This is a genomic window from Agrobacterium sp. ICMP 6402 (assembly GCF_009498615.1).
In the GTDB taxonomy this organism is placed as follows: domain Bacteria; phylum Pseudomonadota; class Alphaproteobacteria; order Rhizobiales; family Rhizobiaceae; genus Agrobacterium; species Agrobacterium burrii.
The window spans coordinates 35,452-50,187 of the sequence record NZ_QSNV01000008.1 but is presented as its reverse complement, the minus strand read 5'-3'; the positions used below and the strand labels follow the sequence as shown (position 1 = coordinate 50,187).

General features: G+C 60.7%; 13 protein-coding genes. 3 read left to right on the top strand and 10 right to left on the bottom strand.

The window, feature by feature from the left end; all coding sequences use genetic code 11:
- Window positions 1–33: 33 nt before the first annotated feature.
- The 5 genes from DXT96_RS19395 to DXT96_RS19375 form a co-directional block, all read right to left on the bottom strand.
- Complete coding sequence (locus tag DXT96_RS19395) at window positions 34–315, bottom strand: type II toxin-antitoxin system RelE/ParE family toxin (RefSeq protein ID WP_153516044.1); 282 nt, start codon at window positions 313–315, stop codon at window positions 34–36.
- Between the two features lie 76 nt (window positions 316–391).
- Window positions 392–1,201: an ABC transporter ATP-binding protein gene (locus DXT96_RS19390; RefSeq protein ID WP_153516043.1), complete on the bottom strand. Its 810-nt coding sequence runs from the start codon at window positions 1,199–1,201 to the stop codon at window positions 392–394.
- Complete coding sequence (locus tag DXT96_RS19385; protein WP_153516042.1) at window positions 1,198–2,238, bottom strand: iron chelate uptake ABC transporter family permease subunit; 1,041 nt, start codon at window positions 2,236–2,238, stop codon at window positions 1,198–1,200. Before DXT96_RS19385 ends, DXT96_RS19390 begins: the two co-directional genes overlap by 4 nt.
- The gene (locus DXT96_RS19380) at window positions 2,235–3,278 is read right to left on the bottom strand and encodes an iron ABC transporter permease (protein ID WP_153516041.1); all 1,044 of its coding nucleotides are present in this window, start codon (window positions 3,276–3,278) and stop codon (window positions 2,235–2,237) included. The genes DXT96_RS19385 and DXT96_RS19380 overlap by 4 nt, the downstream gene beginning before the upstream one ends.
- Entirely contained in the window at window positions 3,275–4,285 is a 1,011-nt protein-coding gene (locus DXT96_RS19375; RefSeq protein ID WP_153516040.1) for an iron-siderophore ABC transporter substrate-binding protein, read from the bottom strand. Before DXT96_RS19375 ends, DXT96_RS19380 begins: the two co-directional genes overlap by 4 nt.
- A 221-nt stretch (window positions 4,286–4,506) precedes the next feature.
- On the opposite strand from DXT96_RS19375, the gene DXT96_RS19370 reads away from it, so the two are divergent.
- A complete protein-coding gene (locus DXT96_RS19370; RefSeq protein ID WP_153516039.1) occupies window positions 4,507–6,627 on the top strand; it encodes a TonB-dependent siderophore receptor in 2,121 nt (706 codons plus the stop codon).
- A gap of 201 nt (window positions 6,628–6,828) precedes the next feature.
- Here DXT96_RS19370 and DXT96_RS19365 read toward each other — a convergent pair whose 3' ends face one another.
- Window positions 6,829–7,722, bottom strand: a complete 894-nt coding sequence (locus DXT96_RS19365; RefSeq protein WP_210251595.1) for an AraC family transcriptional regulator — start codon at window positions 7,720–7,722, stop codon at window positions 6,829–6,831.
- A 216-nt stretch (window positions 7,723–7,938) separates the two neighbouring features.
- Here DXT96_RS19365 and DXT96_RS19360 point away from each other — a divergent pair, with 216 nt between their 5' ends.
- Window positions 7,939–8,115 (top strand): hypothetical protein, encoded by a 177-nt coding sequence (locus tag DXT96_RS19360; protein ID WP_137087873.1) that lies wholly within the window; start codon window positions 7,939–7,941, stop codon window positions 8,113–8,115.
- A gap of 163 nt (window positions 8,116–8,278) precedes the next feature.
- On the opposite strand, the gene katG is transcribed toward DXT96_RS19360, so the two are convergent.
- Entirely contained in the window at window positions 8,279–10,450 is a 2,172-nt protein-coding gene (katG, locus tag DXT96_RS19355) for a catalase/peroxidase HPI (protein WP_153516037.1), read from the bottom strand.
- A 209-nt stretch (window positions 10,451–10,659) separates the two neighbouring features.
- Between katG and DXT96_RS19350 the strand changes: the two genes are divergently transcribed.
- Window positions 10,660–11,568 (top strand): hydrogen peroxide-inducible genes activator, encoded by a 909-nt coding sequence (locus tag DXT96_RS19350; RefSeq protein WP_153516036.1) that lies wholly within the window; start codon window positions 10,660–10,662, stop codon window positions 11,566–11,568.
- 51 nt (window positions 11,569–11,619) lie between these two features.
- On the opposite strand, the gene DXT96_RS19345 is transcribed toward DXT96_RS19350, so the two are convergent.
- From DXT96_RS19345 to DXT96_RS19335, 3 genes are all read right to left on the bottom strand, one after another.
- On the bottom strand, window positions 11,620–12,498 hold the full coding sequence (locus tag DXT96_RS19345) for a DUF3313 domain-containing protein (RefSeq protein WP_153516035.1): 879 nt from the start codon (window positions 12,496–12,498) through the stop codon (window positions 11,620–11,622).
- Window positions 12,499–12,599: 101 nt separating this feature from the next.
- Window positions 12,600–13,937 (bottom strand): HAMP domain-containing sensor histidine kinase, encoded by a 1,338-nt coding sequence (locus DXT96_RS19340; protein WP_153516034.1) that lies wholly within the window; start codon window positions 13,935–13,937, stop codon window positions 12,600–12,602.
- On the bottom strand, window positions 13,934–14,608 hold the full coding sequence (locus DXT96_RS19335) for a response regulator transcription factor (RefSeq protein WP_153516033.1): 675 nt from the start codon (window positions 14,606–14,608) through the stop codon (window positions 13,934–13,936). Before DXT96_RS19335 ends, DXT96_RS19340 begins: the two co-directional genes overlap by 4 nt.
- Between the last annotated feature and the right edge of the window lie 128 nt (window positions 14,609–14,736).

Genomic DNA, 14,736 nt, shown 5'->3' with positions numbered 1-14,736 from the left:
CCTATTTGTCCTGAGCTTTCCGAAAATAACCGACTAGTGATAATCGGTTATTTCCACGCTTTCCGGCCCCGCGTCTGTCCAGACGAAGCAGATACGCCATTGCTTGTTGATCCGAATCGAATATTGGTCTTCACGGTCGCCGGACAGCTTTTCCAAACGGTTACCCGGTGGTGACCGAAGGTCGTCAACCGTGGTCGACGCATCCAGAATCGTGAGCAGCTGCTGGGCGCGGCGTATGAGATCCGCGGGAAAGCCCTTCTTCACAGATCCGTCGTCAATCGATGCGGTCAGCTTGTTTTTAAAAGAACGGATCATTGCTGGCCTCGTGATATTGGTATCATAAACCGATACACTCAGAAGTCAACAGAACAGTATCTTAAAGAGATACAATTTATTGCCGTCCCGTCATCGCCCGATGCCGCCCGATTGGCAGCATCATCGGCTTGCCGGAGGTCGGATCTTCGATGACCCGGCTTTCGATGCCGAAGACGTGGCGGACATTCTCTTCCGTCAGCACCTCTTCCGGTGTGCCGCAGACATGCAGCTTTCCGTCCGTCATGGCGACGAGATGATCGGCATAACGGGCTGCGAGGTTGAGATCGTGCAGCACCATGACGATTGTGGTTTCACGGGACTGGTTGAGGTCAGTCAGAAGGTCCAGTACTTCGACCTGATGGCTGATATCCAAGAAGGTCGTGGGTTCATCCAGCAGCAATATGTCGGTCTTCTGGGCAAGCGCCATGGCGATCCAGACGCGTTGCCGCTGGCCGCCCGACAGTTCATCTACCGGCCGCTCGGCAAGGTCCACCGTATCGGTGGCGATGAGGGCCGCCGCAACCGCCTCGTCGTCCTGGCGCGACCAGCGGGCGAACAGGCCGTGATGCGGGTGTCGGCCACGGCTGACGAGATCGGCGACGACGATACCCTCCGGCGCGATCGGCGATTGCGGCAGGAGGCCCATGCGCTGCGCCAACTCTTTCGAAGGAAGCCGATGGATGGATTTGCCGTCGAGCAGGACCTGCCCGGCGCGGGGCGTGATAAGCCGCGACATGCTGCGCAGCAGGGTGGACTTGCCGCAGGCATTGGCCCCGACGATGACGGTGATTTTCCCGCGTGGAACGACGAGGTTCAGCCCTTCGATAATAAGGGTTTCACCGTAGCCAGCCGAAAGGCCGTTCACGGAAAGGGAGTGGCCGGTCATAACGAGCCTCCGCTGCGGTTGACCCGCACGATAAGGTAAATCAGATAGGGCGCGCCCAGCGCGCCGGTAACGACGCCGACCGGGTATCGACCCGGCAGCAGGAACTGGCCGCAATAATCGCCCACCAGCACCAGTACGGCCCCGACAAGTGCTGCGGGAATGAGCAGTGAGCCGGTGCTGCCGACGATACGCGCGGCAATTGGCCCCGACAGGAAGGCGACAAAGGCGATAGGTCCCGAGACGGCCGTGGCAAAAGCGATCATGCCTACGGCGGCGATGATGACGATGATGCGCGTTTTCCCAACCCTCACACCGAGCGCGGCGGCGGCGTCATCGCCTAGCCGCAACGCCTCAAGATCACGCGCGCGGCTCAAAAGTAACCCACCGAACAGAATGAAGGCGACAAAGAGCGGCAGCGTCTGGGCAAGCTTCGCGCCATTGACGCTGCCCGTCAGCCAGCGCATCGCCTCCTGCAGTGTCCAGGCGGGCGCGACGGAGAGAATATAGGCGATGAAGCTTTCCAGCATGGCGGAAACGCCGATGCCGACGAGGATGAGCCGCGTTCCGGCCACGCCATTGCGGAAGGACAGGAGATAGACCAGCAGCGCAATGCCGAGACCGGCGATGACTGCAAAGACCGAGACGATCGGCCCGTTCAGCTGCAGCACGACGATGGCGAAGACGGCGGCAGCACTCGCGCCGGAACTGATGCCGATAATGTCGGGGCTGGCGAGCGGATTGCGCAGCATGATCTGGAAGGCGGCACCGCCCAGCCCGAAGCTCAGCCCGGCCAGCACCGAAAGCAGCGCGCGCGGCAGGCGCAATTGCCCGACGGTGAAGCTGACGCCGGCAATATCCTCGCCAGCCAAGACGCGGATCACCTCACCGGGCGGCGTAAAGGATTGCCCCAGCATCAGCGTCAGGGCGAATGCAGCAATCAGCAGGGCCGAGAGGGTGGCGATGACAAGGCGGCGCCGGCGCTGGCGGGTCCGGCGGTTCAAGACCAGTGTGTCGATGACGGCAGCGTGCATGGTCATAGTTCACGCACCCGCTGGCGTCTGACGATCCAGATGAAGAACGGTGCACCGACCAGCGCGGTGACAATACCAACATCGAGTTCGGACGGCCGTGCGACGATGCGGCCGACAATATCGGCAGCAAGCAGCAGGCAGGCGCCGCCAAGCGCGGAAAACGGCAGAAGCCAGCGATTGTCAACACCGACGAGCAGACGGCATAGATGCGGCACAACCAGCCCGACAAAGCCGATCGGCCCGCAAATGGCGGTAGCCGTGCCGCAGAGCAAAATAGCCCCAAAAGACGCCACAGCTCGGGCGACAGCGACGTTTTCGCCAAGGCCGGCGGCGAGCTCATCGCCCAGAGCCAGCGAATTCAGCCTGCGCGCCGAAAGCAGGCTGATAGCGAAACCGGCGGCCAGAAACGGCAGAACGGTCTCGATGCGCTCGAAGGTCGCGCCGCCGACGCCGCCAATCTGCCAGGCGCGGATGCCGCCGGCAATATCGCTGCGCGGCAAAACCACGGCGATCACCAGCGACGAGAAGGCGACGGATGTGGCAGCACCCGCAAGCGCCAGTTTCAGCGGCGTGGCCCCGCCGCGCCCGAGCGAACCGACGACATAAACGAAGACGGCCGAGAGACCCGCACCAATGATGGCGGCAATGATGAAGGCCTGTGAAGACGCAATGCCGAACCAGACGATGGCGATGACGACGGCGAGCGACGCACCCATATTGACGCCGAGAATGCCGGGATCGGCCAGCGGATTGCGGGTGACGCCCTGCATGATGGCTCCCGCCAGACCGAGTGCGGCACCGGCCAGAAGCGCAAGCACCGTGCGCGGCAGGCGAACCGCAACGGCCGCTTCCGCAACCGTCTCAACCCGGCCGGCGAGCGCTGCGGTAATATCCGCCAGCGATACATCACGCGTGCCGATGGCGATTGAGAGCGCGCAAAGCACGGAAAGAAGCGCCAGCACGGCGATGAGCCACGCCGTTCGTTTACGGTTGGAGCGGCCGGCAAGCAGCACGGCCGGACCTTTACCGGATCCGTGCAATGTCATTGGGATTTCCCGGAGGATTTGTCCGCTGCTTTCGCCAGAAGATCGGCATAGTCCTTCAAAACCCAGGAAATCGACAGCGGCGTTGGGTTGGACGCGGTGCCGAGCGGATCGCGGCCAAGCATGACGATGGCATCGCGGGAAACGGCGGGCATGCGGGCAAGCAGCGGATCGGCGCGCATGGCATCGAACAGCGGCTTGCTGCCATAGGTCACGACAATATCGACATCGTCGAATGCATCGACACGCTCGGCGCTGACACCGGCGGCGAACTGCCCCGGCTTCGTTGCTTCCACGACGCTTTTCGGTGAGGCAAGCCCGAGATCGGCGAAAAACTTCACCCGGCTGTCATTGGCGGTATAAAAATTGACGACGCTGAGATTGGTGGCATCGAGATGGGTGACAAACATTGCCGACTTGCCCTTCAGCTGCGGATGGCCGGCGACCACCTCGGCAATCTCCGTCTCGATGCGCTTGATCAGCGCTTCACCTTCCGCAACCATGCCAAGGCCGGCGCTGTTCAGCCGGATCATCTCGCGCCAGTCCGTCGCCCAGGGGGAAACAGGATAGGCCACCACAGGCGCGATCTGGCTCAGCGTCTCGTAGTCGGACTGGCTGAGGCCGGAATAGGCCGCGAGAATGACATCCGGCTGCGTTGCCGCCACGGCCTCGAAATCGATGCCGTCGCCCTCATCAAACAAAACCGGTTTTTCCGCCTTGAGTTCGGCGAGCCGCTTTGCCACCCAGGGCAGCAGGCCATCGCCGTCATCATCACCGAAATTGGCGGCGGCGAAACCGACAGGCACGATGCCAAGCGCCAGCGGCACCTCATGGTTTGCCCAGGCGACGGTGGCGACCCGTTGCGGCTTCTTCGTAATCGTCGTCGTGCCGAAGGCATGTTTGATGACGGTGGGATAGGTCGTCGCATCATCCGCCAAGGCCATATTTGGCGCGATTATCGACAGAAACAGCACAAGGGCCGGCACGAGGCAGCGGAACGGACGAAGCATGACGAAGCTCTCAAAGGTTCAAAAGTGGACTTGAACTCTCAGCTTCACATGCCCCCGTCAAGTCTAAGGAAGAGATGCCACCCGAACAGCGGTGAAATTTCCGGGGTTTTGTACAAAACCACAAAAAGTTACAATACCGGACAAACTTTCTCAAGTTATTGGGCGCTTCGAGAGTGGGCCGTGCAAGCGGCGATCGGGGCATCAACTTCTGGAATCTGGCAATGAAAATCGAAATCGACGGCAAAAACCGTAAAACCGCGCCACATTTTTATGGGAAAGCCACCCTACTTGCCTGCACGGCGCTTGTCGCCACCCTGCCCGGCCGGTCGCTGGCGCAGGAGGCTGCCAATACAAGCGGCAGCACGGTTCTGGAACGGATCACCATCGACAGCGGCGACAATGACCAGAAGTCCATCGTCGCCACCCGCACCACGAGCGGCAGCAAGATGGCGACCGATATTCTCGATACGCCGGCCTCGGTCTCCGTCATCACCGCCAGGGAAATGCAGCAGCGCGGTGTGCAGACCGTGGAAGAAGCGCTGCAATATACCGCCGGCGTGACCACGGATTTCTACGGCTCCGACGATCGTTTCGACTATTTCAAGATTCGCGGCTTCGATGCCTATACCTATCGCGACGGCCTGACGCTTGGCCGCCCCTTCGGTGCACTGCGTGAGGAGACCTATGCGTATGAGCGCGTGGAGGTACTGAAGGGTGGCAATTCCACCACGTTTGGCGTTTCCGATCCCGGCGGCTCGGTGAATTATTCCACCAAGGTACCGAAACGCGCCCGCTTCGGCGAAGCCTATATCACCGGCGGCTCCTATAGCCGCGCCGAAATCGGCTTCGACTTCGGCGACAACATCACCAGCGACGACACGCTGTCCTATCGCCTCACCGGCAAGCTCCGCAACGCCGATGCGGAATATGACTATTCCCGCGATGACGAGAAATTCTTCATGGGCGGCCTGACCTGGCGTCCGACCGATGTCACCAGCCTTACCGTGGTTTATGATCACCTTAACAAGGACGGCGTTCCCGGTGGCGGCGGCCATCCGGTTGGCTCGCATTTCGACCGCAGCCGCTTCTTCGGCGAACCTGACTACAACTACCGCGGCACCAACCGCAATTCGCTGAGCGTGATGTTCGACCACGATTTCGGCTCGGGCCTGACACTGAGTTCCAATGCGCGCTACAGCAAGACCAACACCGATTTCGGCTACGCCTATATTTCGTCCACGCCGACCAATGGCTCGACCATCGCCAATCGCTCCTATTTCGGCAACGACACCGAGACCGAAAATTTCCTGATCGACACCCGACTGCAATACGACACGACGCTGGAGAGCATCGAGAGCCGCAGCCTCGTCGGCGTTTTTTATAACGACTACTCGTCCGGCAGCAAAAACTACTTCGGCGCTGCGCCCGGCATCAACTGGATGAACCCAGTCTATACCGGCGCACCCTCGTCGGTGCCGCTCTTCTCCAACTCGCTGACGGACCAGAAGACCAAGTCGATCTACCTGCAACAGGACCTGACCTTCTTCGACAGGCTGATCGTCAGCGCCGGCCTGCGCAACGACTGGATCGACACCGACCAGACCAACCGGCTGAACGGCACGACGGCGAGCGGCGACATCAGCGAACTGACCAAGCGCATCGGCGTATCCTACAAGGTCACCAATGAGATCGCGCCCTATATCAGCTATGCCGAATCGGTGGTGCCGGCATCGGGCCTCACCGTTGAACCGGAGCGCGGCGAACAGATCGAACTTGGCATCAAATACCGGCCGGAGGCTTTCCCCGCCCTGTTTACCGCCTCGATCTACGACCTGAAGAAAAACAACATCACCGTCACCAGCCCGATCACCAGCCTGCCCACCACCATCGGCGAAGTCCGCGTGCGCGGCCTCGATCTGGAAGCCAAGGCGGAAGTCACCGACAATCTCAGCCTGACGGCGGCCTATTCCTATCTCAACGCGGAAATCACCGAAAACGGCACGGGCGGCAATGTTGGCAACCGGCCGCAATTCGTGCCGGAACATCAGGCCTCGCTATGGGTCAACTACACGCTTGAAGGTAACGACCACTTCGGCGACACGACATTCGGCCTCGGCGGCCGCTACACCGGCTCCTATTATTTCGACAATGCCAACAAGGTCTCGACCGGCAGCAGCATCACCGTGGATGCGGCAGTAAGCTACAAAATCCAGGAAACCGCCTCTCTGGACGTGAATGTCTCCAACCTCTTCAACGAAAAACATGTTGCTTATGGCGGGTTCGGCGCTGATTTCTACAATCCCGGCCGGGCGTTCTCCGTTACGCTGCGCAAGACGTGGTAAACATCGAGATTAGCAATATTTTTCAGTGTATTGCATAATTCTTCTAATGTTCAACGTCATCCTCGGGCTTGTCCCGAGGATCTAACCACATCTCATCAGGTCAGAAGGCAGCAGATTCTCGGGACAAGCCCGAGGATGACGTAGAGCGAGGCTTGTGGAATTGCGCCGAACCGCTGCGCATAGACGGCAAGGCGCGCCGGTTCACAGCAGCCTGTGCATGCGCCGCCAGGCGGCTGGCGTATCGCCCACCGAGTGGCGAAAGGCCTTGGTCAGATGGGCCTGATCCGAAAAACCAAGCTGCGCGGCGATATCGGCAACGGTCAGATCGCCCTCCAGCAGAAGTTTCTGGGCGGCATTGATCCGCCGCTCCAGCTGCCATTGCAGCGGCGTTTTACCCGTGGTCTGGCGAAACACGGTGGCGAACCAGCTTTCGGAAAGCCCGACAATATCGGCCATTTCGGCAACTGTCATGCGGTCGTCACCGCGCTTTTCGACCCGGGCGAGCAGCCTGTTCATCTGTGCCTGCGTCAGCCTGCCATTGGCCTGCTCGGGCGTCGGACCGGGAATATCCAGCAGTCCAGCGACGATGCCGCCGACCAGGCTTTCGGCATAAAGCGGATGTTTCGAAGGCTCGGCCAGTTCATCGACAAGCAGGCCTGCCAGCGTTTCCACCGCGCCGATATCCTGTATCTCGACCGGACGGCGCAGCGCCGTCATGGCTGCCGAACCACCGACCGCCGGCGACAGGAAGCGCAAAAGCCGGTCTTTGTGGATATGCAGGTTGAGGTGCGAAAAGCGATGCGCGGCGTTGCTGCTCGTCCACATCGGCACGCCGGCCGGCACATAGACCGCCCGCGTCATTGGCCGCGAATGCTGCGAAAGCTCGCCATCGCGGTTGGAAATCCGGATCCGTGACGAGACATCGTTGAAGAAAATCATGATGCGGGGATCGGCGGCCAGATAATAACCCTTCGCCCCCATCTGGCTTTCGGCCTCCCAGAACGCGCTGACCAGCCCGTCAAACTGGCGCCATTTGACCGGCGCGGTAACGCTGATCCCTTCCGTGTGCCAGGTCATGGAATGCCAGAAACTCAATGCGGTTACCGTCCGGTTGTCGAGCCGAGGTTGGAGACGCGGGAAACGGCAAACGCCGCAACAGACATCGCGCCCCACGCCAATAACATGACTTATCAATTCATGTTAATAGCAAAGATCGTTATAAAGAGAAACATTCTCTTGCGCGGCACTTCTGGAACCTCCGCCCGCACTGCCCGTTAAATCCATGACAGGACCTCAACACGGGAGATGAACATGGATCGCAAGAAGGAAGCGGGCGATTTCGCCGACAAGAAACGCGAAGAACAGGGCCACGGCGTCATCGTTGCTGGGCCGGATGCGCATGAAAATGAAAAAGGCGGCAAGGCCCCCTCGGGCAAGGCCGAAAAACCAGCCGCTGACCGGCCGGTTTCATCATCCGACCGCCGCTGACAGTTTTTTTGACCCCGACCGCCGCCAGCCACGCATCCCCTCTTATGCGTCATCATTGGCTCACCCCGAGGACAACGCAGCGTCTGGATAGCTTTGGCAGAGTCAAAAAAACCTCCCCGATCGCTCGGGGAGGTTTTGCTTTATTGAGTGGTCGCCTTTCCGCTCAGACGAGATCGAAACGGTCGGCGTTCATCACCTTCGTCCAGGCGACAATGAAGTCGCGGACGAATTTTTCCCTGCTATCGTCCTGCGCATAGACTTCCGCATAGGCGCGCAGGATGGAGTTGGAGCCGATTACGAGATCGACTCGGGTCGCCGTATATCTGGCCGCTCCGGTCCTGCGGTCACGAATCTCGTAGAGATTGTCGCCGGTCGGAACCCAGGAATAGGCCATATCCGTCAGCGTCGTGAAGAAGTCCGTCGTTAGTGCACCCGGTGTCTGGGTGAACACGCCATGCGCCGCACCGCCATAATTGGCGCCGATGACGCGCAGGCCGCCGATGAGGACGGTCAGTTCCGGCGCTGTGAGGCCGAGTAGCTGCGCCCGGTCGAGCAGCAGTTCTTCGGGGCTGACAACATAGTCCTTCTTGACCCAGTTGCGGAAACCATCCGCCAGCGGCTCAAGCGGGGCGAAGCTGTCGGCATCCGTCTGCTCGGCGGAAGCATCGCCACGACCGGCCGCAAAGGGCACGGCGATGTCGAAACCGGCCGCTTTCGCCGCCTGTTCCACACCGTAATTGCCGGCCAGAACGATCACATCGGCGATGCTTGCGCCGGTTTCACGGGCAATCGGCTCGAGAACCGAAAGCACACGGGAAAGACGGGCGGGCTCGTTGCCTTCCCAGTCCTTCTGCGGTGCAAGGCGGATGCGCGCGCCATTGGCGCCGCCGCGCTTGTCCGAACCGCGGAAGGTGCGGGCGCTGTCCCATGCGGTCGCAACCAGATCTGCAACCGGCAGGCCGGAAGCGGCGATCTTCGCCTGGACGGCAGCCGCATTGTAGCTTGTGGAACCCTCAGGCACCGGATCCTGCCAGATCAGGTCTTCAGCCGGAACATCCGGGCCGATATAACAGGACTTCGGCCCCATATCGCGATGCGTCAGCTTGAACCAGGCACGGGCAAAAACGTCAGAGAAGTGGTCCTGATCGTCCTTGAACCTCAGCGAAATCTCGCGGTAGATCGGATCGACCTTCAGGGCCATGTCGGCATCGGTCATCATCGGGATGGTGCGGATCGAAGCATCCTCGACGTCGACCGGCTTGTCTTCCTCGGCGATGGTGATCGGCGCCCATTGCGATGCACCGGCGGGGCTGTGCGTCAATGTCCACTCATGCTTGAACAGCATGTCGAAGAAGCCGTTGTCCCATTTGGTCGGCTCGCTCGTCCATGCGCCTTCGATGCCCGACACCACGGTGTCACGGCCAATGCCGCGGCCCTTGGTGTTGATCCAGCCGAGACCCTGATACTCAGGGCCTGCGGCTTCCGGATCGGGGCTGAGATTGGCCGCACTGCCATTGCCGTGCGACTTGCCGATGGTGTGGCCGCCGGCCGTGAGAGCCACGGTTTCCTCATCGTCCATGCCCATGCGGGCAAAGGTTTCGCGCATCTGCGCCGCCGTCGCCAGCGGATCGGACTTGCCGTTGACACCTTCCGGGTTGACGTAGATGAGACCCATCTGCACGGCGGCGAGCGGGTTTTCCAGCGTCTCGGGCTTGCTCACGTCGCCGTAACGGCCGTCGCTTGGCGCCAGCCATTCCTTCTCGTCACCCCAATAGGTGTCCTTTTCCGGCGCCCAGATATCTTCACGGCCGAAAGCAAAGCCGTATGTTCTCAAACCGGCAACGTCATAGGCAATCGTGCCGGCGAGCGCGATGAGGTCGGCCCAGGAAAGCTTGTTGCCGTATTTCTTCTTGATCGGCCACAGCAGGCGACGCCCCTTGTCGGTGTTAACGTTATCCGGCCAGGAGTTGAGCGGTGCAAAACGCTGGTTGCCGGTGTTGGCGCCGCCACGTCCGTCCGTCACGCGGTAAGAGCCGGCAGCGTGCCAGGTGACGCGGGCCATCATGCCGACATAGCTGCCCCAGTCGGCCGGCCACCATTCCTGGCTATCGGTCATCAGGGCGCGCAGATCGGCCTTCAGGGCCTCGACGTCAAGTGTCTTCAGCGCTTCGCGGTAGTTGAAGGAGGTGCCGAGCGGATTGGTCTTGGTGTCGTGCTGATGCAAAATGTCGAGGTTCAGCGCGTTCGGCCACCATTCGGTCACCGATTTACCAGAGGCCGTATTGCCTCCATGCATGACGGGACACTTGCCAGCCGGTTTTGAAGTTGCGTCCATTTCGCCCTCCGATGGGTTTAGCAATTAAACGAAATAATCAATTCGACATGTGCAGCCTGTTGGGGCCAGCCCGCGGCAGGTTTCAGGAAACCATGCAGCGACGCTGGTGATCTTTCACAGCTACAGCTTCTTTCTGTCATGAAGATGACTAACAGCCGGGTTCCATAATTTCCAATTGTATATTCTAAAGGCTGCGATATGCTGAGCTTATGATTGGCCTCTCCATGAAACATCTCCGTTATTTCGACGCGCTCGCCAAGATCGGCCATTTCGGACGGGCGGCGGAGGCATGTGCGATTTCCCAACCAGCACTTTCGCTGCAGATCCGCGAGCTGGAAGAGCTGATCGGCGCGCCGCTTGTCGAACGTGGCAGCCGCCAGATCCGGCTGACCGCGCTTGGTGAGGAATTCGCCGAACGCACCCGTTCGATCCTTCGCTCCGTGGATGAGTTGCAGGATCTGGCGCGGGCGCGGCATGGCCCGCTCAGCGGCCGCCTGCGCATCGGCGTCATCCCGACCGTCGCACCTTATCTTTTACCACAGGTCATCAAGACGCTCACCCGACATTATCCCGGACTGGAGACCCGCCCACGCGAGGCGGTGACGCAGAAACTCATCGAGGACCTGCTGGAGGCAAAGCTGGACATGGCGATCGTCGCCCTGCCCGTCTCGGAACCGTCGCTGGAAGAGGTTCCCCTGTTTTCAGAGGAGTTCATTCTGGTGCGGCCGATGGAGGATGCGGGCATGCCGGTGCCGAGCGCCGACAAGCTGGGTGAAATGCGCCTGCTGCTGCTCGAAGAAGGCCATTGTTTCCGCAATCAGGCGCTTTCCTTCTGCAGCACGACGAATGCGCCGCCGCGCGTCTTGATGGAGGGCAGCTCGCTCTCCACCCTTGTGCAGATGGTCGGCGCCGGCATCGGCGTCACGCTCATTCCGCAGATGGCGGTCGATATGGAAACACGCCAGTCCACGGTCTCGGTCTTCCGGCTGGCGGAACCGCGCCCGTCACGCACCATCGGCATGGTGTGGCGCAAGAGCAATCCGCTGTCTGCGCAGTTCGCCCATATTTCGGAGATCGTCCGCGAATGCGGCATTGAGAAACTTGGCCTGTCTTCGTAAGGGCGGCGGCCGGATCGCCGCGCGCCCAAGCTGCGGTAACGGCGGCTAATCCTATCGCGAAGCGGCCTTTGCCTGCTTATCCGTCCATTCGGGTGGTGCGCCGAATTTGTCGGCGACCATGCCCTGCAAACCCCGTGAGCGGCCAAAGGCGTCGCATTCGGCGTATTTCGGTTTTCCGCCCAAGGCAGACCGGATTCGGTGCCCGGAGGGAATAGAAAGGTTCAGCCCATCAGAGACCTTGCCCGTCACCAGGATGCGCGCGAAATAATTGGAGAAATCGTCGGCGAGGCCATAAGCGTCGCCTATTTCTGAAACGCGGGGATTGTCGGTGATGGAATTGGCGCCCTTGGACCAGACGGCAGCCGCCCGCTGGACACCGACGTTATCGACGGCTTCCGCCTCGACAGCAAGACCACCGAGCCCGACGGGCAGGCGTGGCACGCTGACCGGCAGGACAAAGCTGCTGCCGAGCGAAACCGCCGTGGAGACCCCTGCCATGGTCTTATTGGTGGGAACCAGATCGGTGATGACCGTGCGGACGGTCATATCCGCTGGCTGGCCATGGGCGGCGATCCGGTATTTATCGCTGAGCGCCACGCAGATGGCTCGATCCAGCGCATTTGAGACGAGTACGCGGTCTTTTTCCGACGGGACACGCGAAGAGGCGGTGAAGGAAAAGGTGGTGGGCACAATGGCGACGGTTTTGACGGCAGCCAGCCCCTTGGCGTCAACGAAAGTCCTGGTCTTGGTGAATTTTCCCTTGGCCGGGCTGAGCTGTGCGTAGGATGTCAGCGTGCCACCTTCCTGCAGCGGCACTGAGGTGCAGCCTGACATAATGAGAGCGAAGGGCAAAGCGGCGAAGGAGGCGCTGCGGCTGCGCACAACTCTGCTGCCGCTGGCCGTGACGAACGGATTCCGCTGGTGTTTCATTGCATGTGCTCCGGTTGGAAAATTTCCTGTGCCCCGCACGCTACGACAGCTAAAATTGCGGCAGCATTACAATCGCGGTCCGCAGGCGCTACAAATGGCGCTCAGAAGCAGAGCCGGAATGTGCTTCCGAAGGCGGAGCTTTCCAGAAGGACACGTCCATTGTGGTCAGCGACGATCTGCTTGACGAGACTGAGACCCAGACCTGCTCCCGTGCTTCGCGGCGTCACGCGATAAAATGGCTCGAATATCCGCTCCTGCTGGTCTTCCGCTATGCCCTGCCCTTCATCGGAAATCGCAATTTCACCGTTTGCGAGAACCGAAACATGGATCATCCCTCTGTTTCCGCCATGGTCGATGGCGTTGCGCACGATATTACTGACGGCGCGCGGCAGGGCGAAGGGGTTGCCCTGCATCTCGTAGCGCGTGATCTGCGTGTCGAAGGAAATATCGTAACCCGCAGACAGCGCCAGCGGCGCAAGATCGGCAACGACTGTACGGGCGATTTCGACGAGATCGACCGTCTCCCAACGGTCATGCACCTGATCGTTCCGCTCCACGGCCAGAAGCTGCTCGGCGGTTTCGCCGAGCCGTGCGACATCCTCCATCAGCCGCTGCCGGTCCGGCCCTTCCGGCAGGCCCTCTATCCGGGTCTGCATGATGGCGATCGGTGTCCTTAGCTCATGCGCCGCATCGATGAGAAACCGTTGCCGCGCCCGGAACTGCTGCTCTAGCCGTTCGAGGATGCTGTTGAAGGATACGATCAGCGGCACGACTTCCCGCGGCACGTCCTCGACGGGCAGCTTCGAGCCCGCCCGGCGCGGGTCGATCTCCGGGGCTTTCCGGACGACGGAACTGAGACCGGCGAGCGCCTGGCGCACGATGCGCGGCACGGAGAAGAACACCGCAGGCAGGATAACCGCCAGCAGCGGAACATAGATCGGATAGGTGCCGAGAAGAAGCGTCAGAAACGACGCGCTGATATGGGAGGTTCCGCCGAACATGACCCTTAGCGGGCCAGATGCCGTATCGAGACTTTCAGACAGCGCGACCTCGGATATGCCGGCGCCGCCGCGAATATCAGCGTCCACCATCAGATGGGCGTAACGCGATAGCTCGGCATAGACCGCCGGCACAGCGCCATAGGTCACGGACTGGCCATCCAGCGTCGAGGCAACGAACCAGAGTTCTTCATTCTCCGCCTTGAGGGCCTTCAGCGCCGGCCCCTCGGTGATGACGAGCCCTTTCTGCGGATCGAGCGAAAGCGAGCCGTCGAGTGTCGAAGACAGATCCTCCCAAAGCCCGATATTGGGAGAGACCCGCATCACCCCGTAAATGCAGAGGCCGACGATGACGACCGCGATCATGGCGGAGACGACAATGCTGAGCTGCCAGCTCAATTGCCACCACAAGGACGGATTGGACTTGCCCTTCACCTTCATGCCTCTTCCTTCAGCAGATAACCGATGCCGCGGATATTATGCACGCTCACCCCGGCCGAGACGTCCAGCAGACGCTTGCGCAGCCGCGATATATGCGCGTCAAGCGCATTGGACTGGATTTCCTCCTCGTAATTGTAGACCGCCGCCTCGAGCGTGGAACGCAGCACGGATTTACCCTTGCGCTTGGCGAGTGCGACGAGAACCAGAAGCTCGCGTCTGGGAAGATCGAAGGGAAGCGAATTGATGGTGACGCTGAGATGTAGCGGGTCGATCACGATCCGGCCGACGGCGATCTGGGCCGGAGCAAGGTTTGCCGGCCGCCTCAGAACCGCGCGCACCCGCGCCAGAAGCTCGCCGACAAGAAACGGCTTTCCCAGATAGTCATCCGCGCCGCCATCCAGTCCCGCGATGCGATCTTCCGGCTCGTTCATTGCCGTCAAGAGGATAATCGGCGTATCGACACCGGCGCGGCGCAGTTTCGGGATGAAGGCAAGCCCCTCACCGTCCGGTAACCTGCGGTCGAGCAGGATGGCGTCGTAAACATGTTGGCGTGTCAGCTCCATCGCATCGCCAAGCCGCATGGTGTGGTCAATGACAATGCCCTGCTTGCCGAGCGTCGCCGTCAGCGCATCCGCCATTTCCTTTTCATCTTCGATCAACAGAAGTCTCATACGTCACCGTCCCTTCACCAGCTGTTCTCTGCCAGAAAGGTTGCGGCAGTATTGCGGCGAAGACGATGCGGCAGGGTAATGCTGCTGCAATTATGGCCCCTTATCCAGACACCATCCGCCTGAATAAC

Excerpts from the sequence above, each read along its gene's own strand:
- DXT96_RS19395 (WP_153516044.1), bottom strand. The coding sequence starts at position 315 with ATGATCCGTTCTTTTAAAAACAAGCTGACCGCATCGATTGACGACGGA.
- DXT96_RS19390 (WP_153516043.1), bottom strand. The coding sequence starts at position 1,201 with ATGACCGGCCACTCCCTTTCCGTGAACGGCCTTTCGGCTGGCTACGGT.
- DXT96_RS19385 (WP_153516042.1), bottom strand. The coding sequence starts at position 2,238 with ATGACCATGCACGCTGCCGTCATCGACACACTGGTCTTGAACCGCCGG.
- DXT96_RS19380 (WP_153516041.1), bottom strand. The coding sequence starts at position 3,278 with ATGACATTGCACGGATCCGGTAAAGGTCCGGCCGTGCTGCTTGCCGGC.
- DXT96_RS19375 (WP_153516040.1), bottom strand. The coding sequence starts at position 4,285 with ATGCTTCGTCCGTTCCGCTGCCTCGTGCCGGCCCTTGTGCTGTTTCTG.
- DXT96_RS19370 (WP_153516039.1), top strand. The coding sequence starts at position 4,507 with ATGAAAATCGAAATCGACGGCAAAAACCGTAAAACCGCGCCACATTTT.
- DXT96_RS19360 (WP_137087873.1), top strand. The coding sequence starts at position 7,939 with ATGGATCGCAAGAAGGAAGCGGGCGATTTCGCCGACAAGAAACGCGAA.
- katG (WP_153516037.1), bottom strand. The coding sequence starts at position 10,450 with ATGGACGCAACTTCAAAACCGGCTGGCAAGTGTCCCGTCATGCATGGA.
- DXT96_RS19350 (WP_153516036.1), top strand. The coding sequence starts at position 10,660 with ATGATTGGCCTCTCCATGAAACATCTCCGTTATTTCGACGCGCTCGCC.
- DXT96_RS19345 (WP_153516035.1), bottom strand. The coding sequence starts at position 12,498 with ATGAAACACCAGCGGAATCCGTTCGTCACGGCCAGCGGCAGCAGAGTT.
- DXT96_RS19340 (WP_153516034.1), bottom strand. The coding sequence starts at position 13,937 with ATGAAGGTGAAGGGCAAGTCCAATCCGTCCTTGTGGTGGCAATTGAGC.
- DXT96_RS19335 (WP_153516033.1), bottom strand. The coding sequence starts at position 14,608 with ATGAGACTTCTGTTGATCGAAGATGAAAAGGAAATGGCGGATGCGCTG.